Here is a 23080-nt window from a genome sequence, read left to right as displayed (position 1 = left end):
AGCAGGGGTTCAGCGAAGCGAAATACCCAGTAGGGCGTCGACGGCATCGGCGAACTCGCCGGGTGCCTGCGTGTCGGATCCGCCGCCCTCGATGGCGCGGCGGGCCCAACCGTCGAGCGCGTCGAGCGCCTTCGGGGTGTCGAGATCGTCGGCCAGGTGCTGACGCAAACGCGCAACAGTGTCGGTGGCAGACGGCGCAGAACCGAGAGCCGCGGCCTCGCGCCACACCTTCAGGCGCGACTGAGCATCCGCGAGGACCTGATCAGTCCACGCGCGATCCTGGCGGTAGTGGCCGGACAGCAGTCCGAGACGGATTGCCGCTGGGTCCACCCCCTCACCGCGCAGCTTGGAGACGAAGACCAGGTTTCCGCGACTCTTCGACATCTTCTCGCCGTCGAGACCGATCATGCCGGTGTGCACGTAGTGCCGCGCGAAACGGCGATCACCCGTTGCCGATTCGGCATGCGCCGCCGAGAACTCGTGGTGCGGGAAGATCAGATCGCTGCCACCGCCCTGGACGTCGAAGCCGGAGCCGATGCGGTTGAGTGCAATGGCCGCGCATTCGATGTGCCAGCCGGGGCGCCCCGGCCCGAAGGGTGAGGGCCACGAGGGCTCGCCCGGACGCTCCGCACGCCAGACAAGTGCGTCGAGAGGATTGCGCTTTCCGACGCGATCGGGATCTCCGCCGCGTTCGGCAAAGAACTTCTCCATCGTCGCGCGGTCGTAGCCCGACTCGTAGCCGAACTGCTCGGTCGCGTCGGCACGGAAGTAGACGTCGGGGAACTCCGCGTCGTCGACGATGTACGCGGCACCGGACGCCACGAACTTCTCCACCAACTCGACTACTTCGTTCACCGATTCGACGGCGCCGATGTAGTCCTTCGGCGGAAGCACACGCAGCGCTTCCATGTCCTCGCGGAAGAGTGCCGTCTCACGCATGCCGAGGACGATCCAGTCCTCGCCGTCGCGATTGGCTCGCTCGAACAGCGGGTCGTCCACGTCGGTCACGTTCTGGACGTAGTGGACATCGTGTCCGGCGTCGCGCCAGATGCGGTTCACGAGGTCGAACGTGAGGTACGTGGCCGCGTGGCCGAGGTGGGTGGCGTCGTACGGGGTGATGCCGCAGACGTACATCGTCGCCTTCTCGCCCGGGGTGACGGGGCGAACCTGACGGTCGGCTGTGTCGTACAGCCGCAACGGCGGCCCCTGACCGGGAACGGACGGGAGTGCGGTATCGGACCAAGACTGCATGCTGCCGAGCCTAGTGGAGACTGCTCTGAGGCTGGGAAGGTGCTAGCTGATCCTGCTCTGGTTCGGGCGTCGACGCGAGCTTGCTCGGCCACCAGATCTTCTGACCGATGTCGTAGGTCAAGGCCGGGACCAGCAAGGATCGGACGATCAGAGCGTCGAGCAGGACACCGAACGCCACGATGAACGCGATCTGGGCGAGGAACAACAGCGGGATCACCGCCAACGCCGAGAAGGTTGCTGCCAGAACAACTCCGGCAGATGTGATCACCCCGCCGGTCACCGTGAGTCCCCGCAGAGCGCCCGCCCTGGTGCCGATCTTCAGCGCTTCCTCACGCACCCTCGTCATGAGGAAGATGTTGTAGTCGATTCCCAGAGCCACGAGGAACACGAACGCAAAGAGCGGGACCACCGGATCCGCGCCGGGGAAACCGAAGATGTGGTCGAACACCAGCGACGAAATGCCCAGTGTCGCAGCAAACGAGAGCACAACGGTGCCCATGAGAAGCAGCGGTGCGAGAAGCGAACGCAGCAAGAGCGAGAGAATCACGAACACCACGATGATCACCACGGGAATGATGAGTGTCCGGTCCCGTGTCGAGGTGGTCTTCGTGTCGAGGTCGGTCGCAGTGACGCCACCGACCAATGCGTCGGCGCCCTCCACTGAGTGAACTGCATCACGCAGTCGCACGATGGTGTCTTCGGCCTCGAGCGAGTCGGCAGCGTCAGTCAACGTCGCCTGCAGGGAGACTCGCCCGTCGACAACCAGTGGGGCTCCCCCGTTCTGCACGACGCTTACGTCGCTGACACCCTCCACGCGACTGGCTGCCGCAACGGCATCCACTTGGTCTGCATTCGCGATGACCACGGCCGGTGAACCCGAACCCGCGTCGAAGTGCTCGCCGAGAATCTCCTGGCCTGCAACCGAATCGACATCGAGCAAGAAGATGTCGGACGACGAGACACCGCTGGCTTTGAACTGCGGCATCATCATCGCGAAGATCACCAGCACCAGCGTCGACGCCACCCAGAAGCGGCGCGGATGCCTACCGATTCGAGCAGCGAGCCCGGCCCAGAACCGGTGATCGTTCGCCTCGTCGTGGTGCTCGCGGTCGGCATCGAACTTCGGCTTGGTCGGCCAGTACGCCGTCCTCCCGAACAGAACCAGGACAGCAGGTAGGAAGGTCATCGATGCGAGGAAGGACGCGGCGATACCGATGGCGGCCACCGGACCGAGTCCGCGGTTCGAGTTCAGGTCGGAGAGCAACAGGCACAGAACGCCCGCGATGACCGTTCCTGCAGACGCTGCGACAGGTTCGAGCGTCGCGCGCCACGCAGTGCGCATTGCTGCGTACTTGTCCTTCTCGATCCGCAATTCTTCCCGGTAGCGAGAGACCAGCAGTAGCGCGTAGTCGGTGGCGGCACCGAACACGAGGATGAACAGGATGCCCTGGCTCTGACCGTTCAGTGCGATGACGTCCGCGTCCGCGAGCAGATACACGAGCAAGCTCGACAATCCGAGTGCGAAGATCGCCGAGAAGATCACCACGAACGGCAGGATCGGGCTTCGGTAAACGATGATCAGGATCACGATCACGACGGATCCGGCTACCAACAACAGCAATCCGTCGATACCGGAGAATGCTGCCGACAGATCCGCAACCTGCCCAGCGGGGCCCGTGACCTTGACTGTCAGTCCGTCAGGGCTCGACTCCAGCGCCGCGCGCAGCGCTTTCACGCTGTCCTTGACTTCGAGGGTGCTGTCGACCGGCAGGAACATCTGGAGTGCCTGGCCGTCGGCCGACGGGATCGGCGGCGATGAGGCGTCGCCGAATCCTTCGGTACCGACGAACGAATCGACGGTCTGGGAAAGGAAGGTGGAGTCGGCGGGCTCGAGGCCACCCGGTCGTTCCGCCACGATGATGGCCGGCACGAAGCGCGTGTCCGTGAAGCTCTCTTGAAGCTTTGCCACCTCGGTCGCTTCGGCCGACGCGGGCAGGAACGACGTGTTGTCGTTCTGCTGCACCGTGCTGAGCTTTCCGGCGAACGGACCGCCGAATCCTCCGATTGCCAGCCAGCCGATCACGAGGAGAGCTGGCACAATCCATCGAAGGCGACGAACAGGACGATTTTGTACTGGTGTGCTCACTGGGTCTCCAGGGATCGGCAGCAGAGGACTTGCCGACTATTTTCTTCAGCATGCTGAGTAATTGCAAACGGAAGGCAGAAAAATGAGCAGCGACGGCCTGGACGACTGGCCCACCGGCCGGCTGTTGTCCACCGCTGCACGCCTGGTGGAGCACTCGTGGGAGAAGGTCTTGCGGTCTCAGGACATGACGCACGCGGGCCTGATCGTGCTCCACTCGATCGCCGGTGGGGCGGCGTCTCAACGCGACATCGCGAAGAACGCCCGCGTCACCGATCAGACGATGAGCCGCACGATCGACCGTCTCGAACGAGCGGGTTACGTCACTCGTGACACCGATCCGAGGGACGAGCGTCGGCGCGTGATCGCGATAACCGACGCCGGAAGACTGACGTACGAGCGACTACTGACGCTCGAGAAGGAAGATGCGGCGTTGACCGTCGGCGTCGGGGATGTCGCCGCGCTGCGCGAACAACTACTGCGATTGGTTCGCTCACCCGGATTGACGGCAACTCGCGAACAGCAGGAAACGTCTCGCGACTAGAAGGCCGGCCAGGGAATCGTTCGATGGCCGTTCGGCTCAGGCATCACAGCGGACTCGGCGAACTGCATCGCCCGCACCGCCAAGGCCACGATTTCCTCTTCGGTGATCAGTTCGGACAACTCGTCGCCGAGATCCCCGTCGAGAGTTGTCGCGAATTCGGCGACGTCGGCGATCAAAGCACCGGGTACGGGCTGCCCGGCCCACCCCCACAACACGGTCCGCAGCTTGTTCTCCGAGTGAAGACAGATTCCGTGATCAACGCCGTACACCGAGCCGTCGACGCCTTCGAGGGCGTGACCACCTTTGCGGTCGGCGTTGTTGATGAGGACGTCCAGAACGGCCATTCGCTGCAGCCGTGGATCGTCCGCATGGATCAGGGAGACTGGTTCACCCTCCGAGTCGAAGGCCTGCAGGACCTCGAACCACCCCGGCGGAACGTTGCCGGGACTGCACAGGTCCACCATCTCGAGTCCGCCAGATCCATCCGCGCGGCGATCGACGGTGTCGATCCATCGCTGCACCATGCCTGGACCGAAGGGGCCGTCCCGCAACACTGTTCGCGGAATCACTCCCCAACCCAGCGCCTCGGACACGCGGTACGACGCGACCTCACGCCCCGCCAGAGTGCCGTCCGGGAAATCCCACAGTGGGCGTTCACCCCGGACCGGCTTGTAGACCACGCGGGTGGACTTCTCCCCCAGAGTCGACTCACATACCAGCGTGGCGTTGCTCGCCGTGGTGATCTGACCGATCAGAGTCAGATCACCCTCGAGCAGAACGTCCGGCACACCAGGTTCGGACACGACGTCAGACCTCGTCGTCGTCTGCGTCGTCGATCGCAAAACCGAAGGACTCGCCGCGTCGGTACCCATTGGTGCGGATGCAGACGTGCCCCTCGGGCGCCAACGGTTCACCACACAGCGGGCACGGCGCGCGTCCCGCCGCGATGACGCGTTCGGACCGCAGCGAAAACTCGCGCGCTTGCTCCGGAGTCAGGAACACACGGACCGCGTCCGGACCGTCGTCGGCGTCGTCGAGGACAACCGATTCGTCGAACTCCGTCTCGCTGACGGCAAGCAGCTCCACGACGACCGCCCCGGCATCGGCGTCCCAACCGAGCCCCATCGTGCCGACCCGGAACTCCGCGTCGAGTGGTGTGACCAGCGGGCTGAGGTCGGAGACGTCGTCGGCTTGTGGCGGAACCTCGGTTCCGAAGCGTCGATGCACCTCTTCGAGGAGTAAGCCCATGCGATCGGCGAGAACCTGAACCTGCTGCTTCTCGAGCAGCACACTCACCACCCGTGATTCGTGCACGGCCTGGAGATAGAAAGACCTGTCACCGGGTTCGCCCACCGTTCCTGCGACAAATCGGTCAGGAGTGCGAAATACGTGAATCGCGCGCGACATTGCACCTCCTCGAGTTCGAGCAGAACATCACTGAATACCCATTATCCGTCACAGCTCACGCACCGACCTCTCCGCCGGGGACGGACTCCTGCGCGGGAGCCGAACCGTTGGTCGCGGCCTTCGCTGCACCGATCGCGGCGAGCACGTCTCCGGTGTCGTTGACGCGAAGAACGAACGGCAGTGTCGCCGTGTAGCGAATCACACTGACCGAGGCGGGCTCGGCGACGATGCGCTGGAACGAATCGAGATGCATCGCAAACGCGTCGGCGAGAACCGATTTGATGACGTCACCGTGCGTGCACGCGATCCAGACGACGTCCTTGCCGTGTTCTTCGGCCAGCCGTGCGTCGTGCTCTCGGATCGCGGCAACGGCTCGCGCCTGTACCTGGGCCAGCCCTTCACCGCCGGGAAACACTGCACCGGAAGCGTGGCGCTGCACCACTTTCCAGAGCGGTTCTTCCAAGAGTTCCTTGAGCGGGCGACCCGTCCAGTCGCCGTAATCGACCTCGATGAGGCGATCCTCGACCACCGGCGTCAGACCACGGTCGACGGCAATGGGGCCGACCGTCTGCTCACACCGCAACAGCGGCGAGCGGACGATCTCCGCGATGTCCAGACCGACCAGCCGATCGACGACGCCTTCGGCCTGTTTCCGGCCGTGGTCGTCGAGTTCCACACCCGGCGTTCGACCGGCCAGGGTATGGGCAGTGTTGGACGTCGACCGCCCGTGCCGCAGTAGGACAACTGTCATTCCACAACCCTAATGGGGCGGTGGCCGCACGGACGGGTGGTCGACGTCGAAACGGGCCCTATGTCGCGGACACGACCCCTGTGGCCAGCAACGCAAGGACGACTACGCCGAGAGCGATTCTGTATCCGACGAACCAGTACATGGAGTGATCGACAACAAATCGAAGCAGCCAGGCGATCGCTGCGTAACCGACCGCGAAGGCGATGACGGTTGCCACCAGCAACTGCGGACCGCTCGCGTTCAGACCCTCACCGGCCGGCTCGAAGGCATCCGGGAGGCTGAACAAACCGGAGGCGAGAACTGCCGGAATCGCCAACAGGAACGAGTAACGGGCTGCGGCCTCACGGGTGAGTCCGAGGAAAAGGCCGGCACTGATCGTGCCACCCGAACGTGAGACACCCGGGATGAGCGCGAGCGCCTGAGCCGAACCCATGATGACGCCGTCGCGCGCTGTGAGCGATTCGATCGGGCGCGTCTTGCGTCCGTAGTACTCGGCAGCAGCGATGACGAGCGCGAACACGATCAGCATCGTGGCAATCAGCCACAGATTGCGTGCGCCGGTACGGATCTGGTCTTTGAAGAAGAACCCGAGGATGCCGACCGGGATGGTGCCGATGATGACGTACCAGCCCATCCGGTAATCGAGATCGCCCCGGTGCTCGGCATTGAACACACCTCGGAACCAGGCAGTGATGATCCTCACGATGTCGCGTGCGAAGTAGATCAGGACCGCCAACTCGGTGCCGAGCTGCGTCACCGCGGTGAACGACGCGCCGGCGTCACTGCCGAAGAATATCTCCGACACGATTCGCAAATGTCCGGAAGACGAGATGGGCAGGAACTCGGTCAAGCCCTGCACGAGGCCCAGGATCACGGCCTGGAGCCAGGTCATCGCTTCGCCCATCACTCACCGATCCCGGCTGATTCGAATGGGGTTACTGCACACAGGTTTCGTGTGTCGGGTTCACGTTTCACCGGCGCCACGCTACCGGGGCCCACGGCGCCGCGCCGCGCCCGGCACGTCCGTGTCCGAATACCCCGACTCGAGGCGAGCGCCTACTAGTCTGCACGTGGTGAGATCTCTCGGGTGCCGCACTTGCGCACACGAGTCGGGCGCGAGATGCAGGCGGTTATGAAGCACAGATCTGTCGGAACGAGCGGACTTCGGGTCTCGCGACTTGGGCTCGGCACACTGACATGGGGACGCGACACGGACGGCGACGAGGCTGCTGCGCAGCTACTCGCGTTCGCCGAGGCCGGCGGAACCCTGGTCGACACCTCGCCCGCCTACGGCGCCGGTGCGGCGCAACGGATCCTCGCCGAGTTGCTCGACGACGTCGTTCCACGTGACGAACTCATCATCAGCTCGAGCGCCGGCATCGACCCCACACCGATCGGCACCGACCGCGTCGACTGCTCGCGGCGCGGATTGCTCCGCCAGCTCGACACGACTCTTCGTGAACTCGGAACCGACTTCCTCGACATGTGGCAGGTCGCAACCTGGGATCCGCTCACGCCTGTCGACGAGGTTGCAGCAACCCTCGACTACGCCGTCTCGAGCGGCAAGGTGCGGTACGTCGGAGTTCGCGGCTACCTCGGCTGGCAGCTCGCGACGGCCGTAGGAGCCGGTGGCGCAACAACACTCGCCGCGACGCAGGCCGAGTACTCGTTGCTCGCACGCGGCGTCGAGGAAGAATTGTTCGCAGCGGCGGCCCATCACGGCGTCGGAGTGTTCGCCGCAGTACCCCTCGCGGGTGGTGTGCTGACCGGCAAGTACCGCGACGGCATTCCCGTCGATTCCCGCGGCGCCGACGAAGCACATTCGCAGGATGTGCAGAGCTATCTGACCGATTCCTCGATCCGGGTGGTCGACGCAGTCGTTACCGCTGCCGACGGTCTGGGTACTTCCCCACTGGCGGTGGCACTGGCCTGGGCGCGCGATCGCGCCGGGGTGGCCAGCGCCGTCGTCGGCACGCGTGATCTCGCCCAGTTGACAGGAGTACTGGCAACCGAAGAATTGGAACTTCCGAAAGCGATTGCCGCAGCTCTCGACGATGTGAGCGCTTGATCTGTCCCGCTGATCGAAATACCGGAGGTATCGAGTTGGCGAGGGCAGGCTAACCTAGTAGGCAACGCTTGACTACAGCCTCAGGAGAATCAATGACCACGCTCGACGTAGACAGCCTTTCCGCAGACGCAGGCCCAGCCTTCTCCGAACGAATCAAGACCGAGACGGACGCAGCACACCGCGAGACGGAGCAGTCGCGATTCGTAGGCGCACTACTCGGCGGTGAGCTGACCACGGCTGGCTACGCCGCACTTCTGGGACAGACGTACCTCGTCTACACGAGCCTCGAAGAGGCCGGCCGCACACACGCCGACAACGAGTTGGTCGCCCCGTTCCTGTCCGAGGATCTGTTGCGCGTGGCTTCACTCGAAGCCGATCTCGAGTTCCTCGGCGGACCGAACTGGCGCGACGAACTCGTGGCACTGCCGGCAACCGAGCGCTACATCGCCCGCCTGAAGGAGGTGGCGTTCGACTGGCCTGCCGGCTTCGTCGCACATCACTACCTTCGGTACATGGGCGATCTCTCGGGCGGACAGATCATCCGCCGGATGCTCGAACGCGCCTACGGATTCGAGACCGACGGACTTCGCTTCTACATCTTCGAAGGCATCCCCAAGCCGAAGCCTTTCAAGGACGACTACCGCTCGAATCTGGATGCACTGCAGATTCCTGCCGAGGAACAGCAGCGTTTCATCGACGAGGTGAATCTGGCGTACCGCCTCAACGGCGACTTGTTCGCCGACCTCGAAGTCGACATCGAGAGCTACCTCGTCAAATGATGAAGCGCTTGGCCGCGGCGGCTCTGGTCGCAGCAGCCGGTTTCGGTCTGGTGGCTTGCGGGTCCAGCGACACTTCGACGACATCTCAGGGTGCCAGGACCGCGGTACTCGAAGATTCCAGCCCGGTTCCCGTGTCCGACAACCCGACCGCGACACTGCCCGTGACGGTGAAGAGCTTCGACGGCGTCGACGTGACCATCACCGACAACAGCCGGATCGTTGCGGCCGACCGCTACGGGACGCTCGCGACGACGACGGTGGCGCTCGGCCTCGGTGACAATCTCGTCGGCCGCGACACCGCCGCCAAGTTCCCCGCAGTCGCGGACGTGCCGGTTGTCACGGTCGGCGGCCAATCGCTCAATACCGAGGCAATTCTCGACCTCAATCCCACCGTTGTTCTCACCGACACCAGTATCGGGCCCAAGAGCGTCCAGGATCAGTTGCGCGCCGCCGGTGTTCCCGTCGTCTTCTTCGATCCGACCCGAACACTCGAGGGTGTGCCGGGACAACTCCAGGCCGTCGCCGACGCGCTCGGCGTCCCCGCCCAGGGCGCAGCGCTGGTCGATCGGACCGAATCGGAAATCGCTGGAGCTCGCGATCTGGTCCCCACCGAGGGCGATCCACTGAAAATCGCGTTCCTCTACATGCGCGGATCGGCCATCACCATGATCGGCGGTGAAGGGTCCGGAGCAGATTCTTTGATCGAGGCACTCGGCGCCACCGATGCAGGAACCGCCTCGGGCATCACACAACAGTTCGTGCCCATCACCAGCGAAGCGCTCATCGCCGCAGCGCCTGACGCCCTGCTGATGATGACGGACGGATTGGCATCGATCGGCGGAATCGGCGGCCTCGAAAAGGTCCCTGGCATCGCGCAGACGCCGGCTGGAAAGAACAAACGAGTAGTCGACATGGCGGACGGTGTACTGCTCAGCTTCGGGCCCAACACCGGACGCGTCATGGCGGCACTCGCCGAAGCGATCTACGAGCCCGGTGGATCGTGAGCAAAGATTCGTGAGTGCTGATTCGTGAGTACAGAGACAGGTAGTTCCGAAGCAGGTAAGACTGTGTCGGCCGAGGATTCACACGACGTCGGGGGCGCCGACAAGTCGGCGTCTGCCCCCGCGTCGCGGTCGCGGGTGAGTGCGGTTCTGGTCAGCTTGACTCTCGCCCTGGTGATCGTCGCGGTGCTGTCGGCGTGCATCGGTCAAGTTCCGACGTCGCCACTCGAGGTTTTGGGCAGCATCCTGCATCGCATCGGGCTCGACCTCGGTCCGATGCCCGCCCATCCCAGCGGTGAAGTGACTTTGTGGGAGGTTCGATTCCCCCGCGTCGTGCTCGCCATCTGTGTCGGCGCGGCGCTGGGATGTTCCGGTGCGCTCCTGCAGGGTGTGTTCTCCAATCCGCTCGCAGAACCCGGAGTGATCGGAGTGTCTGCGGGCGCGGCAGTTGGCGCGAGTGCTGTCATCGTCGTCGGGGGAACGTTCGTGGCCGGCTGGGCCGTTGCTGCGGCTGCGTTCGTCGCCGGGCTGGTCACCACCGCGGCGGTCTACCTGCTGGCTCGGCACGAAGGCCGAACGGAAGTAGTGACGTTGGTGCTGACGGGCGTCGCGATCAACGCGTTCGCCGGTGGGCTCATCGCGTTCTTCACCTTCGTCGCCAGCCCGTCCGCTCGCGATCAGATCGTGTTCTGGCAACTCGGCTCACTCAACGGCGCTTCCTGGAACGCAGTCCTGATCGTGGCGCCGATGACCGTCGTCGGGATCGCCGCGACCATGATGATCGCCCCACGTCTCGACCTGCTGGCGCTCGGTGAACACGCGGCCCGTCATCTGGGCGTCAACGTCGAACGGCTTCGCCAGTTCGCGGTACTGATCGTCGCTCTCCTGGTCTCGGCGAGTGTTGCCTTCACCGGCATCATCCTCTTCGTCGGTCTGGTCGTTCCGCACCTGATGCGCATTCTCGTCGGACCTGGCCACCGCGCGCTGATTCCGGCGAGCGCCCTCGCCGGCGCACTGGTTCTGCTTGTCGCAGATCTGGGCTCGCGGTCGCTGATCGACAACGCAGACCTGCCCCTCGGAATGCTGACCGCTCTGGTGGGCGGCCCCTTCTTCTTCTGGCTTCTCCGACGCACGCGCGCGCAACAGGGCGGGTGGGCATGAGCAGCCTCGTAAGAAACTGGCGCGAACTGTTCGGCCGCGTCACCCCCGAACCGAAGAGCCCAGCCGTCGGTGATGTCACCCTCGAGGCGCGCGACATCACAGTCGAACGCGGTGGTCGGCAGATTCTGGAAGGCGTGTCCATCGAAGTCCGGGCAGGCGAGCTAGTCGTTCTCGTCGGACCGAACGGCGCCGGTAAGTCGACTCTTCTTGCGGCGTTGGCCGGTGATCAGCCCGTCATCGCTGGGCGGGTGGACGTTGACGGCACCGACCTCACTCAGTGGTCGCCGATCGACATGGCGCGCCGACGCGCGGTGCTCCCCCAGAAACACACCATCGGATTTTCGTTCAGCGCTCGCCAGGTGGTTCGTATGGGACGTGCGCCATGGACCGGAACTCGCCGAGAAGACCGCGACGGCGCTGCTATCACCGCGGCGATGAAGACCTGCGATGTCGAGGGGTTCGCCAATCGGCCGTTCGCCGTGCTGTCCGGCGGCGAGCAAGCGCGGGTCGCGCTGGCCCGGGTACTGGCACAGGAAACGTCGACCATCCTGCTGGACGAGCCGACTGCAGCTCTCGACCTCGGACACCAGGAAGCGGTGATGTCCGTGGCGCGCGCTCGCGCTGCGGACGGCGATGCCGTCGTCGTCGTTTTGCACGACCTCGCGTTGGCAGCGGCGTACGCGGATCGGATCGTCGTGCTCGAAAACGGCCGCATCGCCGCTGACGGTCCCCCGGAATCGGTGTTGCACGAAGAGCTTCTGACCCGCGTCTACGGTTATCCGGTCGAGGTGTTCCCGCATCCGACAACCGGAGCAACGCTGGTCATCCCGCGCCGAGAATTCACCGAACAGAATCGATGATCGATCCCAGCCTGTTCAGGACGGCTCTCACCGTCGGCAGGCTGCGGCCGTCGCCGTCACGAACTCCGTCACCGGGACCGGGCTGTGACCAATCAGCCTCCGTGGACAGAACTGCGTCGCGGACCACACCGGCGATGCTTCGCTCGTCGGTCAGATCGATGTCGGTCACCGATCGCTCCGCGGTGGCGACAACGTCTGCAGGGGTCGGCACACTGTGCTCGCAGTATTCGCCGTATACCTCGACGAACAGCATGCTCTTTCGTACGCGGAACGCGAAAGTTCGACCGTCGGACCTGCCGAAACCGTGTGCGTGAGCGCCGACGGTGAGGTCCTCGATCTCGAAGCCCGGCCGCGCCGGTTCGGGCGACTGCGCGCCGGAATCGGTGGGTTCTGTGGGAATCACAATGATCTCCTCGGTGATTGCAGCGTCAACCGCAATCGCTGTTCGTACGGTATCGCGTCAAGGGTGTGAGCGGAATGGTCGGTAGTTCCTCGACGCGATGAACGGCGCCCGACTGCGATCAGGGATGATCGATGACAGTCGCACTGCGTGAAGAACAGATGACAAGAAAAAGAGGAACTACACATGGCTCGCCTAGGGATCCGCACCACTGCAGCAGCAATGGGGGCGGCGGTTCTGCTGGTCACAGGATGTTCTTCCGGAGATGGCGGAGACGACCTCATCACGATCGATCCCGCAACGGCAGCGGTCTCACCGGCCACCACCAGCACCCCGGACGGCGTGGTTCACCCGTATTCAGGTCTGATCGATTCCATCACATTCGACCCGATCACGCGCAGCGCCGTTCTGGTTGCCAACGACCCCCGATCGGTGCTGGTCGTTTCTTCGGACAGTTTGGCCGGCGCCGACCCCGCCTCTGCAGGTCGTCCGACAGCCCTGGATTCCGACGTACGCGACGTTTCGATCGGCTCTGACGGTAGCGCTCTTCTGTCGATGGATCGCCAGGTCGTGAAGCTGAATCTGACTTCGGGCGAACAGACGTCCATCCCGGTAGACGGGCAGGCGAATTCAGCGGTCGAACTCAACGACGGCCGCATCGCGATCGGCACGGACAATGGTTCAGTTCACATCGTCGACCCGAAGACCGATCAGTCACAGACGGTTTCGGGATTCGCATCCGTCGACGAACTCGCGGTCACCGGCGACAACCTGAGCGCCCTCGATCACCGTCAGACCTCGCTGACGGCGATCAACCTCGAAGACGGCAAACTCGGCGTCGCTCTCCGCGCCGGTGAGGGCGCAACTCATCTGGCCACCGATCGCTTCGGACGCATTCTGGTCACCGACACCACCGGCAACGAACTACTCGTCTTCACTGCCGATCCGCTCCTGATGCACCAGCGCTACCCCGTCGGCGAGTCGCCGTACGCCGTTGCCTACGACGAGGCCGCGGATCGGGTGTGGGTCACGCTGACCGCGACCAACGAAGTGGTCGGCTTCGATCTGTCGTCCGGCATCCCCGTGGAGACCGGACGGTTCAAGACGGTGCGACAGCCGAATTCGTTGGCCGTAGACTCTTCCAACGGCAATCTGATCGTCGGATCGGCAACCGGTGACGGGCTGCAGGTCATCCCGTCACGGGAGAACTGATGGAAAAGCGTACGCGCGGGATCCCCGCGCAGTGGGAGACGTCGGACGACAAGTTCGACTATGTGCCACTTCGACTACCGCCGAACGTTTCGCGGGTCACGGCGTCGATGCGTCTGGCGATCTCCGCCGAGTTCGGCGGATGGGAACTCTCCCGAGTCCGTCTCTACCCCGACGGCAGTCGTCGCGTGCTCCTCAAGCGAAAGAAGACGCCGCTGCACGTGACCGATCCGGACGGCATTCAGCACTGATCGTCCAACAGACGACCAGAGCCCGCCGCTGACAAAATCACACCATCGAAGAGCTGGAGAATCGTGTACCAACTGCTGCTGAGCCTGATGTTCCGGGTCCCACCGGAACGCATCCACCACATTGCCTTCACCGCGATGAAACTGGTGACACGGTTCGCTCCCCTTCGCTGGCTGGTCGCAAAAGTCCTTGTCGTCGACGACCCGGTTCTGCGGAGTCAGGCGTTCGGTCTGACGTTCCCGGCACCTCTCGGCCTCGCCGCAGGATTCGACAAGGACGCCACCGGCGTCGACGCCTGGGGCCCGTTGGGATTCGGTTTCGCCGAGGTCGGAACAGTGACGGCCCAGGCTCAGCCCGGTAACCCCGCGCCGCGTCTCTTCCGTCTTCCGGCCGACCGCGCTTTGATCAACCGGATGGGCTTCAACAATCACGGCGCTGGTCACGCGGCGAATTTCCTGCGACAGCGCCGCGTCACGGTCCCGATCGGTGCCAACATCGGCAAGACCAAGATCGTCGAAGCCGCCGACGCCGCTGCCGACTACACCGCCAGCGCGCAGCTTCTGGGTCCGCTGGCCGACTTCATGGTCGTGAATGTCAGCTCGCCGAACACGCCCGGACTCCGTGATCTGCAGGCCGTCGAATCACTGCGCCCGATCCTGCAGGCCGTGCTCGACACCGTCAGCGTGCCGGTACTGGTGAAGATCGCGCCCGACCTCTCGGACGAGGACGTCGACGCGGTCGCCGATCTGGCAATCGAACTCGGACTTGCCGGAATCGTCGCGACCAACACCACGATCCGCCGCGACGGTTTGAAGACCCCGGATGCCGAGGTAGCTGCACTCGGCGCTGGCGGGCTGTCCGGTGCACCGGTTGCCGACCGGTCGCTCGAAGTACTTCGGCGCCTGTACGCCCGAGTGGGCGACAAGATGACCATCATCTCGGTCGGCGGTATCGAGACAGCCGACCAGGCGTGGGAACGCATCCTAGCCGGCGCGACGCTGGTGCAGGGATACACCGGCTTCATCTACGGCGGACCGTTCTGGGCTCGCAGCATCCACAAGGGGATAGCCAAGCGGGTCCGCGCAGCGGGTTTCTCGTCGATCGCCCAGGCTGTGGGAGCTGAGAACCCTCGCTAGAAAGTGCTGTGCGCCTTTATTAACCGCCCGCGGTTAATAAAGGCGCACAGCAAAGTGACTATTCGACCTCGAACGTCCCGGTCAAGGTTGCACGCGCAATCGCGTGATGGAACACGTTGAAACCGAGGAACGCCGGCGACGAGTCAGGGGTGACTCCGTCGAGCGTCTCCACGTCGAGGGCATGCACCGCGACGATGTAGCGATGCGGACCGTGCCCGGGAGGCGGGCCTGCACCGATGAAACCGAACCCGCCACCGTCGTGGCGGAGTGTGACGGTTCCGGCGGGCAGGACATCGCTGTCCGCCGCGCCGGCACCGGCGGGGAGCACGGTGACGGAAGCGGGGATGTTCGCCACGGCCCAGTGCCAGAACCCCGACGCAGTCGGTGCGTCCGGATCGAACACCGTCACGACGAAGCTCTTCGTCTCGGCCGGAAAGCCGGACCACGAGAGCTGCGGTGAGATGTCTTCGCCACCGGGGACACCGAAGGCTCCACTGGCCTGAGCAAGCTTCAGCGGCTGGCCCGCAGTGATGTCGTCACTGGTCAGCTCGAAACTCGGCAACTTCGGCAATGGTTCGTACGGATCGTGCGCCATGCGAATCCTTTCTGTGACAAGAGAGCTCGATGTGCGTCGAGCTCACGGATCTATCTACGTGCTCGTCAGGAATTGAGCAGGAAATGTTCCAGAACACGTGTCCCGAACAGTAGTGCGTCCACCGGAACTCGCTCGTCGACGCCGTGGAACAGCGCGCTGAAATCCAGCTCGGGCGGCAACTGCAACGGCGCGAAGCCGAAGCAGCGAATGCCCAGTTTCGCGAATGCCTTCGCGTCGGTTCCACCGGAGAGCATGTACGGAACTGTGCGAGCCTCCGGATCGTGGGCGAGGATCGCCTCGTTCATGGCGTCTACGAGGTGGCCGTCGAACGTTGTTTCGTACGAATCCAGCCTGGTGATCCACTCGCGGGTCACGTCGGGACCGATCAGTTGGTCCACCGTGCGCTCGAATTCGGCCTGCCGTCCCGGCAGCACGCGGCAGTCGAAGACCGCCTCGGCAGTCTGCGGAATGACGTTCGCCTTGTATCCGGCCTTGAGCATCGTCGGGTTCGCCGTGTCACGGAACGTCGCCCCGATGATGTTGGCGATCGTCCCCAACTTCGCGAGAGTCCCGTCGATGTCGGGTGATCCCGGATCGAAGTCCAATCCGGTCTCTTCGCCGACGGCGGTCAGGAACTCCGCGACCGAATCCGAGATCACGATCGGGAACTGGTGGGCAGCAAGCCTCGAGACCGCGCCGGCGAGTGTCGCGACCGCGTTGTCGTCGTGGAGGAAGGAGCCGTGTCCGGCGCGTCCCTTGGCAGTCAGACGCATCCAACCGAGGCCCTTTTCCGCAGTCTCCACGAGGTAGAGCCGGCGGTCGGTTCCGTCAGGCCGCGGAACCGTCAGCGAGAAACCGCCGACCTCACCCACGGCCTCGGTCACTCCCTCGAACAGATCCGGGCGGTGCTCGACCAGCCACTGGCATCCGTACTTTCCGCCCGCTTCCTCGTCCGCCACGAAAGCGAACACCAGATCACGCGGCGGTACGACGCCTTCCGCCTTGAACTGTCTGGCGAGGGCCAGGATCATCCCGACCATGTCCTTCATGTCCACGGCGCCGCGCCCCCAGACGTAACCGTCCTGGACGGTGCCGGCAAAGGGATGGACGCTCCAGTCGGCGGGCTCGGCCGGAACTACGTCGAGGTGACCGTGAAGCATCAACGCACCACGACCCGACTCGGCTCCCTTCAAGCGAGCAAAGACATTTCCTCGGCCGGGTGCTCCGGACTCGACGTATTCCGTCTCGTAACCGACTTCTTGAAGCTGCGCGGCAACCCACTCCGCGCACGCACGCTCGCCTTTGGTGGTTTCGAGTTCTCCCGTGTTCGAGGTGTCGAAGCGGATGAGGGAACTGACCAGTTCGACTACTTCTGCTTCGGCTCTGCTCGGATTCGGATTATTCGGGGTTGTGGTCATTCCACTTTCCTACCATCGAATCAAACGACGCGGGCGACCGGAATGCCCCGCAACCTGGCGATTTGGGGCAGCTCACCTAATCGGATACTCTTTCCCAGCACCGAGAAATCGGGGCCGAGTCCGAGTGGCGGAATGGCAGACGCGCTAGCTTGAGGTGCTAGTGTCCTATTAACGGACGTGGGGGTTCAAGTCCCCCCTCGGACACTCTGTGTTGAGACAGACAGGAAAAGCTCCGGTTCATCGAACCGGAGCTTTTCTCGTAATTGGCGAAGTTCCCGCACCAGGGAACAGTCCGCGCGAGCGGCGATCGAGATGGAACAGAAGTTCGAAGTGGATACAGACACCAAGAAGTCGGATGCACTGCAGGCAGATTCGCTGGAAACAGCCGATTCAGAATCTGCTCGAGCCGAACTCACCGGACTCGACCCCGCGGAACTCGAAATCTGCCTGAAGGTCCTTTCCGAAGCCGCCGAACTCGACGACGAGCATCCCGATTCGATCACCATGCAGCGCGCTGTCGGCCATCTGTTCAAGCGACTCAAGAAGAAGCGTCGCCTCGCCTCGCGCGCAGCCGTCAACGAAGCCGACCGCCGAGTGGTCGCTGCGACTGCCACCGGTTCACCCGATCGCATCGACGACGAGACCGCAGGCATTCCGATCAAGTCGAACACCGCCGGCGCCTCCGCCGGCACGCTCATCAAGGCGCGGCCGTGCTACATCTGCAAGCAGCGCTACACCGCAGTCGACGCCTTCTACCACCAACTGTGCCCCGATTGCGCTGCCACCAGCCGCAGCAAACGTGATGCCAGCACTGATCTCACCGGCCGACGCGCACTTCTGACCGGCGGCCGCGCGAAGATCGGCATGTACATCGCGTTGCGCCTGCTGCGTGACGGCGCACATCTGACCATCACGACACGATTCCCCAACGACGCGATCCGCCGATTCAAAGCGATGGAAGACAGCAAAGACTGGATTCACCGTCTGCGCATCGTCGGCATCGACCTCCGCGACCCCGCCCAGGTTGTTGCACTCGCGGATTCCGTTGCCGCACAGGGTCCGCTCGACATCCTGATCAACAACGCCGCACAAACTGTTCGACGGTCCCCCGGTGCTTACGGCGCCTTGGTCGACGCCGAGTCCGGTGCGCTTCCCGCCGGTGAACTGCCTGATGTCCTGACCTTCGGCAAGACGAGCGACGCTCACCCCGCGGCTCTGGCCGGAACGCTGTCGGACGTCGCAAGCATCACCTCCGGAAATCTCTCCGCCGACGCGGTCAGTTCACTCGCCCTCGTCGCCAAATCGGCTTCACCCGATCGCATCGAGCAGGGCATCGCCATCGACGCGGGCGGGCTGCTGCCCGACCTCGCGCACACCAACAGCTGGGTTCAGACCGTCGAAGAGGTCGATCCGATCGAGCTTCTCGAAGTCCAGCTCTGCAACTCGGTCGCGCCCTTCATCCTCGTTTCGCGCTTGCGCCCGTCGATGGCCGCGGCCGCTGCACGACGCAAGTACGTCGTGAACGTTTCCGCCATGGAAGGCCAGTTCAGCCGCGCGTACAAGGGCCCTGGCCACCCGCACACCAACATGGCCAAGGCAGCACTGAACATGCTGACCCGCACCAGCTCCAAGGAAATGCTCGACGACGGCATCCTCATGACCGCCGTCGACACCGGTTGGATCACCGACGAACGCCCACACTTCACCAAGATGCGTCTGGCCGACGAAGGTTTCCACGCGCCACTCGACCTCGTCGACGGTGCCGCCCGCGTCTACGACCCCATCGTTCAGGGCGAGCTGGGCGTCGACCTGCACGGCTGCTTCCTCAAGGATTACAAACCTTCGCCGTGGTGATCGGCAGCACGCCGCATTCGTGATGGGCGGCACCTAGGCGCCCCGATGTGGCGATCTCGTCACCCCCAAACCCCCGTGTCGAGTAGCTCATTTCAGGTAGAGCACAGCATTGCAGGCGATAATGGAGCCGACACTGCTCACCGACTCGGAGGAACCATGACGATCGCCGTCGTACACAAGGACAGCCCGGAAGGCCGTGCCGCAATCGTGGCCGCTGCACGGGAATCCGTGGGTCGAAGCGAGGAACTGCTGGTTCTGCACGTCCTGGACGACGTCAACATCGGAGGCACGGTCAACCTCGGAGACACCGAGGACGATCGGGCCGCTCTTCGCGGCGAGATCCAGTCAGCGCTCGACGCCGGTGGATTCTCGGAGACGAAGTGGGATCTGCGCACCACCGAGCACGACGGCGATCCGGTTACCGCGCTCGTCGACCTGGTCCACGACGCGGGTGTCGATCTCCTGATCGTCGGAACACGCCGGATGTCCCCCATCGGCAAGTTCCTCCTCGAACGCCCGCTGCAACGCCTGTTGCTCGAAGTCGAGGCTCCGATCCTCGTCGTCAAGGAGCCCCTCCCCGCCGAGTGACCGCGGTCACATCACTTTCGACTACTCGTTTGTAGGCTGGCTCCATGACTGGAACCTCGCCCGCCCGAGAACTCGACATCATCGTCTACGGAGCGAGCGGCTTCGTCGGTAAGCTTCTCGCCGACTACCTCGTCAAACATGCTCCCGAAGGCACGAAGATCGGCCTCGGTGGCCGCTCCCTCGAAAAGTTGGCAGCCACTCGCGCCGATCTGGGTACTGCCGCTGCCGATCTCCCCTTGATCATCGCCGACGCCGACGACGCAACCGCACTGAAGGCACTCGCCCAGCGAACCCGGGTCGTCGCCACCACGGTCGGCCCGTATGCCAAGTACGGCCACGCCCTTGTTCACGAATGCGCCTCCGCCGGAACTCATTACGTCGACCTGACCGGTGAGGTGCTGTTCCACCGCGAGAGCATCGACGACAACCATGAGCTGGCGGTCTCGACCGGTGCCAAGATCGTCCATTCCTGCGGATTCGATTCCATCCCTTCCGATCTCGGAGTTCACGTCCTGCACGAGAAAGTCGCCGCCGACGGCGCCGGCGAGCTCACCGACACCACCCTGGTGGTCACGGCCCTGCGCGGCGGCGTGAGCGGTGGCACCATCGATTCGCTTCGCAACCAAATCGACGTGTCGAAAGACGATGCGCGACTGCGGAAACTTGCTGCCTCGCCGTACTCGCTGAGCCCCGATCGTGATCGGGAGCCCGAACTCGGACGCCAGAGCGACGTGAGCGTGGTCGACGGCAAGAAGATCGATCCGTCGTTGAAGGGGTGGAAAGCGCCGTTCGTGATGGCGTCGTACAACACACGAGTCGTCCGTCGCAGCAATGCGCTCCGAGAGTGGGCGTACGGCAAGAAGTTCAAGTACAGCGAGGTGATGAGCGTCGGCTCATCGGTGGTGTCACCGGTGATTGCGGGCGGCGTGGCGGTCGGCCTCGGCGCGCTGGTCGCCGGACTCGCTCTACCTCCGACACGTTTCCTTCTCGACAAGGTATTGCCGGCTCCCGGTGAAGGTCCGAGCGAGAGCACCCAGAAGAAGGGCCACTTCACGCTCGACGTGTTCACCACGACCACGACCGGCGCCCGATACACATCACGAGTGAAGGCGAAGGGCGACCCGGGATACAGCGCGACGGCGGTAATGCTCGGCGAATCTGCGTTGTCGTTGGCGAAGGACCAAAAGGCTCTTCCCCCGGCCACCGGCGTTTTGACTCCAGCGACAGCGCTCGGCGACGTCCTGGTCGAGCGTCTACGCGCGGCTGGTTTCGAGATTTCCGCGCGCAAACTCTAGACAGAACGAATTTCACTTGATCGTTTCAGCTCTTCGCGCCCGATTATCGCAGCTCAGGGCGCGGACAGCGGTGGGAATACTCCCAGGTAACATTGATGTTGGTTCATGGCATCCATATGTGATGCTCCGCTTTCGGAAAAGTGAGGCTATTCATGACTGAGCGCGTTCAGGTCGGCAGTCTTCAGGTTGCCAAGGTTCTCTACGACTTCGTGGTCGAGGAGGCTCTTCCCGGCACCGGTGTAGACGCCGAAACGTTCTGGGCCGGCGCCGACAAGGTCATCACCGAGCTCGCACCGAAGAACCGCGACTTGCTTGCCAAGCGTGACGATCTGCAGGCTCAGATCGATCAGTGGCATCGCGATCACGCTGGCGCTCCCATCGACGCCGCCGCGTACAAGGCGTTCCTGCAGGAAATCGGCTACCTCCTGCCGACGCCTGCCGAGTTCTCGGTCACCACCGCGAACGTCGACACCGAGATCACCTCGACGGCCGGCCCGCAGTTGGTCGTGCCGATCCTCAACGCGCGCTTCGCACTCAACGCGTCCAACGCCCGCTGGGGTTCGTTGTACGACGCGCTGTACGGCACCAACGCCATCTCCGAGGAGAACGGCGCCGAGAAGGGTTCCGGCTACAACAAGGTCCGCGGCGACAAGGTCATCGCCTGGGCGCGTGAATTCCTCGATGCGGCAGCACCTCTCGCGTCGGGATCGCATGCAGATTCAACCAAGTACGTTGTCGACGGCAGTGAACTGAAGATCACGTTGGCAGACGGTACTGTCACCACGCTCGCCCAGCCGGAGAAGTTCGTCGGCTACCTCGGCGAGAAGGACGCACCGACGAGCATCCTGCTGCTCAACAACGGATTGCACGCCGAGATCCAGATCGACGCCTCGTCCCCGATCGGCAGCACCGACGCCGCCGGCGTCAAGGACGTCGTTCTCGAATCCGCCGTCACCACGATCATGGACTTCGAGGACTCTGTCGCCGCTGTCGACGCCGACGACAAGGTTGTCGGCTACCGAAACTGGTTGGGTCTCAACCGTGGTGACCTGTCCGAGGAGATCAAGAAGGGCGCCAAGTCCTTCACCCGCACGCTCAACGGCGACCGTAAGTACACCGCAGTCGACGGCAGCGAACTCAGCCTGCACGGTCGTTCGCTCCTGTTCGTCCGCAACGTCGGTCACCTCATGACCAACCCCGCGATCCTCGACGCCGACGGCAACGAGGTCCCCGAGGGCATCCTCGACGCCTTGATCACCAGTGCCTGTGCAGTGCACGGCCTCTCGATCAGTGACGCCAACGGACCGCTCGACAACAGCCGCACCGGCTCGATCTACATCGTCAAGCCCAAGCAGCACGGTCCCGAGGAGGTTGCCTTCACCACCGAACTGTTCGGCCGTGTCGAGCAGGTCCTCGGGCTTCCGGAGAACACGCTCAAGGTCGGCATCATGGACGAGGAGCGTCGTACGACGGTCAACCTCGCCGCCTGCATCAAGGAAGCCGTCGACCGCGTGGTGTTCATCAACACCGGCTTCCTCGACCGCACCGGCGACGAGATCCACACCTCCATGGAAGCCGGCGCGATGGTGCGCAAGGCCGAGATGAAGAAGCAGAAGTGGATCGGCGCCTACGAGGACTGGAACGTCGACACCGGTCTGGCCTGCGGTCTGCAGGGCAAGGCTCAGATCGGCAAGGGCATGTGGGCCATGACCGAGTTGATGGCGGACATGCTCGAGCAGAAGATCGGTCACCCCAAGGCCGGCGCCAACACCGCGTGGGTACCTTCGCCGACCGGCGCAACGCTGCACGCGACGCACTACCACCGCGTCGACGTGTTCGCTGTTCAGGACAGCCTGAAGGGAAAGCCGCGTGCGAGCGTCGACGACATCCTGACCATCCCGCTCGCTCCCAGCACCGACTGGACGGACGCGGAGAAGAAGGAAGAGCTCGACAACAACTGCCAGTCCATCCTCGGCTACGTGGTCCGTTGGATCGACGCGGGCGTCGGCTGCTCCAAGGTTCCCGACATCCACGATGTCGCGCTCATGGAGGATCGCGCCACGCTGCGCATCTCGAGCCAGCTACTCGCCAACTGGCTGCGTCACGGCATCGTCAGCGAGAGCGACGTTGTCAGTGCACTCGAGCGCATGGCCCCGGTTGTCGACCGTCAGAACGAGGGCGACGCCGAGTACCGCAACATGGCACCTGATTTCGATTCCAACATCGCGTTCCAGGCTGCCAAGGAACTCATCCTCGAAGGCGCGAAGCAGCCCAGCGGATACACGGAGCCGATCCTGCATCGCCGCCGCCGCGAGTACAAGGCCGCCAACGCCTGATTTCACCTTCTTCGAACTCGAAGCTGAACCCGAAC

22 protein-coding genes and 1 tRNA gene are annotated in these 23080 nt (G+C 63.9%); 14 read left to right on the top strand and 9 right to left on the bottom strand.

Annotated elements, in window-relative coordinates:
• Positions 1–9 precede the first annotated feature (9 nt).
• Positions 10–1251 carry a cysteine--1-D-myo-inosityl 2-amino-2-deoxy-alpha-D-glucopyranoside ligase gene (gene mshC, locus ACN50D_RS29145; protein ID WP_003946190.1) on the bottom strand — a complete coding sequence of 414 codons (1242 nt, stop codon included), beginning with the start codon at positions 1249–1251 and terminating at the stop codon, positions 10–12.
• Between the two features lie 10 nt (positions 1252–1261).
• Positions 1262–3352, bottom strand: coding sequence for an MMPL family transporter (locus ACN50D_RS29140; protein ID WP_372450104.1), 2091 nt, complete (start codon positions 3350–3352; stop codon positions 1262–1264).
• A 127-nt stretch (positions 3353–3479) separates the two neighbouring features.
• Here ACN50D_RS29140 and ACN50D_RS29135 point away from each other — a divergent pair, with 127 nt between their 5' ends.
• Complete coding sequence (locus ACN50D_RS29135) at positions 3480–3938, top strand: MarR family winged helix-turn-helix transcriptional regulator (RefSeq protein ID WP_042450996.1); 459 nt, start codon at positions 3480–3482, stop codon at positions 3936–3938.
• Here the strand turns inward: ACN50D_RS29135 and ACN50D_RS29130 are convergent.
• The 4 genes from ACN50D_RS29130 to ACN50D_RS29115 are packed head-to-tail and all read right to left on the bottom strand — an operon-like array spanning position 3935 to position 7000.
• Entirely contained in the window at positions 3935–4741 is an 807-nt protein-coding gene (locus ACN50D_RS29130) for an SCO1664 family protein (protein ID WP_030537533.1), read from the bottom strand. The two genes, ACN50D_RS29135 and ACN50D_RS29130, sit on opposite strands and share 4 nt — an antisense overlap.
• A 4-nt stretch (positions 4742–4745) precedes the next feature.
• Positions 4746–5345 carry a DUF3090 domain-containing protein gene (locus tag ACN50D_RS29125; RefSeq protein WP_003946200.1) on the bottom strand — a complete coding sequence of 200 codons (600 nt, stop codon included), beginning with the start codon at positions 5343–5345 and terminating at the stop codon, positions 4746–4748.
• Between the two features lie 55 nt (positions 5346–5400).
• A complete protein-coding gene (locus ACN50D_RS29120) occupies positions 5401–6096 on the bottom strand; it encodes a histidine phosphatase family protein (protein WP_003946173.1) in 696 nt (231 codons plus the stop codon).
• 58 nt (positions 6097–6154) lie between these two features.
• The gene (locus tag ACN50D_RS29115; protein WP_081305396.1) at positions 6155–7000 is read right to left on the bottom strand and encodes an undecaprenyl-diphosphate phosphatase; all 846 of its coding nucleotides are present in this window, start codon (positions 6998–7000) and stop codon (positions 6155–6157) included.
• Positions 7001–7228: 228 nt separating this feature from the next.
• Here ACN50D_RS29115 and ACN50D_RS29110 point away from each other — a divergent pair, with 228 nt between their 5' ends.
• From ACN50D_RS29110 to ACN50D_RS29090, 5 genes are all read left to right on the top strand, one after another.
• Entirely contained in the window at positions 7229–8164 is a 936-nt protein-coding gene (locus tag ACN50D_RS29110) for an aldo/keto reductase (RefSeq protein WP_211920133.1), read from the top strand.
• 92 nt (positions 8165–8256) lie between these two features.
• Positions 8257–8943: a heme oxygenase (biliverdin-producing) gene (locus ACN50D_RS29105; protein WP_192712386.1), complete on the top strand. Its 687-nt coding sequence runs from the start codon at positions 8257–8259 to the stop codon at positions 8941–8943.
• The gene (locus tag ACN50D_RS29100; protein WP_192712385.1) at positions 8940–9947 is read left to right on the top strand and encodes a heme/hemin ABC transporter substrate-binding protein; all 1008 of its coding nucleotides are present in this window, start codon (positions 8940–8942) and stop codon (positions 9945–9947) included. The genes ACN50D_RS29105 and ACN50D_RS29100 overlap by 4 nt, the downstream gene beginning before the upstream one ends.
• A gap of 63 nt (positions 9948–10010) precedes the next feature.
• Positions 10011–11105, top strand: a complete 1095-nt coding sequence (locus ACN50D_RS29095; RefSeq protein WP_050655282.1) for a FecCD family ABC transporter permease — start codon at positions 10011–10013, stop codon at positions 11103–11105.
• Positions 11102–11965: a heme ABC transporter ATP-binding protein gene (locus ACN50D_RS29090; protein WP_007733386.1), complete on the top strand. Its 864-nt coding sequence runs from the start codon at positions 11102–11104 to the stop codon at positions 11963–11965. The genes ACN50D_RS29095 and ACN50D_RS29090 overlap by 4 nt, the downstream gene beginning before the upstream one ends.
• Here the strand turns inward: ACN50D_RS29090 and ACN50D_RS29085 are convergent.
• Complete coding sequence (locus ACN50D_RS29085) at positions 11946–12368, bottom strand: hypothetical protein (protein ID WP_030537527.1); 423 nt, start codon at positions 12366–12368, stop codon at positions 11946–11948. The genes ACN50D_RS29090 and ACN50D_RS29085 overlap by 20 nt on opposite strands.
• Before the next feature lie 183 nt (positions 12369–12551).
• Between ACN50D_RS29085 and ACN50D_RS29080 the strand changes: the two genes are divergently transcribed.
• The 3 genes from ACN50D_RS29080 (at position 12552) to ACN50D_RS29070 (ending at position 14959) form a co-directional block, all read left to right on the top strand.
• Positions 12552–13577: a hypothetical protein gene (locus ACN50D_RS29080; protein ID WP_030537526.1), complete on the top strand. Its 1026-nt coding sequence runs from the start codon at positions 12552–12554 to the stop codon at positions 13575–13577.
• Positions 13577–13825 carry a DUF5703 family protein gene (locus ACN50D_RS29075; RefSeq protein ID WP_003946171.1) on the top strand — a complete coding sequence of 83 codons (249 nt, stop codon included), beginning with the start codon at positions 13577–13579 and terminating at the stop codon, positions 13823–13825. Before ACN50D_RS29080 ends, ACN50D_RS29075 begins: the two co-directional genes overlap by 1 nt.
• 63 nt (positions 13826–13888) lie before the next feature.
• Positions 13889–14959, top strand: coding sequence for a quinone-dependent dihydroorotate dehydrogenase (locus ACN50D_RS29070; protein WP_007733393.1), 1071 nt, complete (start codon positions 13889–13891; stop codon positions 14957–14959).
• Positions 14960–15017: 58 nt separating this feature from the next.
• Here ACN50D_RS29070 and ACN50D_RS29065 read toward each other — a convergent pair whose 3' ends face one another.
• Positions 15018–15554, bottom strand: coding sequence for a YbhB/YbcL family Raf kinase inhibitor-like protein (locus ACN50D_RS29065; RefSeq protein WP_064444623.1), 537 nt, complete (start codon positions 15552–15554; stop codon positions 15018–15020).
• A gap of 65 nt (positions 15555–15619) precedes the next feature.
• On the bottom strand, positions 15620–16972 hold the full coding sequence (locus tag ACN50D_RS29060) for a M20/M25/M40 family metallo-hydrolase (protein ID WP_064444624.1): 1353 nt from the start codon (positions 16970–16972) through the stop codon (positions 15620–15622).
• 118 nt (positions 16973–17090) lie between these two features.
• Here ACN50D_RS29060 and ACN50D_RS29055 point away from each other — a divergent pair.
• The 5 genes from ACN50D_RS29055 (at position 17091) to ACN50D_RS29035 (ending at position 23045) form a co-directional block, all read left to right on the top strand.
• Positions 17091–17176: transfer RNA gene (locus ACN50D_RS29055), tRNA-Leu, on the top strand.
• Between the two features lie 108 nt (positions 17177–17284).
• Positions 17285–18826, top strand: a complete 1542-nt coding sequence (locus ACN50D_RS29050; protein WP_249342656.1) for an SDR family NAD(P)-dependent oxidoreductase — start codon at positions 17285–17287, stop codon at positions 18824–18826.
• Positions 18827–18982: 156 nt separating this feature from the next.
• Positions 18983–19414 carry a universal stress protein gene (locus tag ACN50D_RS29045; RefSeq protein ID WP_003946198.1) on the top strand — a complete coding sequence of 144 codons (432 nt, stop codon included), beginning with the start codon at positions 18983–18985 and terminating at the stop codon, positions 19412–19414.
• A gap of 44 nt (positions 19415–19458) precedes the next feature.
• Positions 19459–20709 carry a saccharopine dehydrogenase family protein gene (locus ACN50D_RS29040; RefSeq protein WP_042924714.1) on the top strand — a complete coding sequence of 417 codons (1251 nt, stop codon included), beginning with the start codon at positions 19459–19461 and terminating at the stop codon, positions 20707–20709.
• A gap of 152 nt (positions 20710–20861) precedes the next feature.
• Positions 20862–23045, top strand: coding sequence for a malate synthase G (locus ACN50D_RS29035; RefSeq protein ID WP_064074336.1), 2184 nt, complete (start codon positions 20862–20864; stop codon positions 23043–23045).
• The last annotated feature ends 35 nt before the right edge of the window (positions 23046–23080 follow it).

This window comes from Rhodococcus sp. SB1D (assembly GCF_048573875.1).
In the GTDB taxonomy this organism is placed as follows: Bacteria; Actinomycetota; Actinomycetes; order Mycobacteriales; family Mycobacteriaceae; genus Rhodococcus_F; species Rhodococcus_F qingshengii.
Note: the sequence above shows the minus strand (reverse complement) of the source record. Positions and strands in the feature narration are given on the sequence as shown.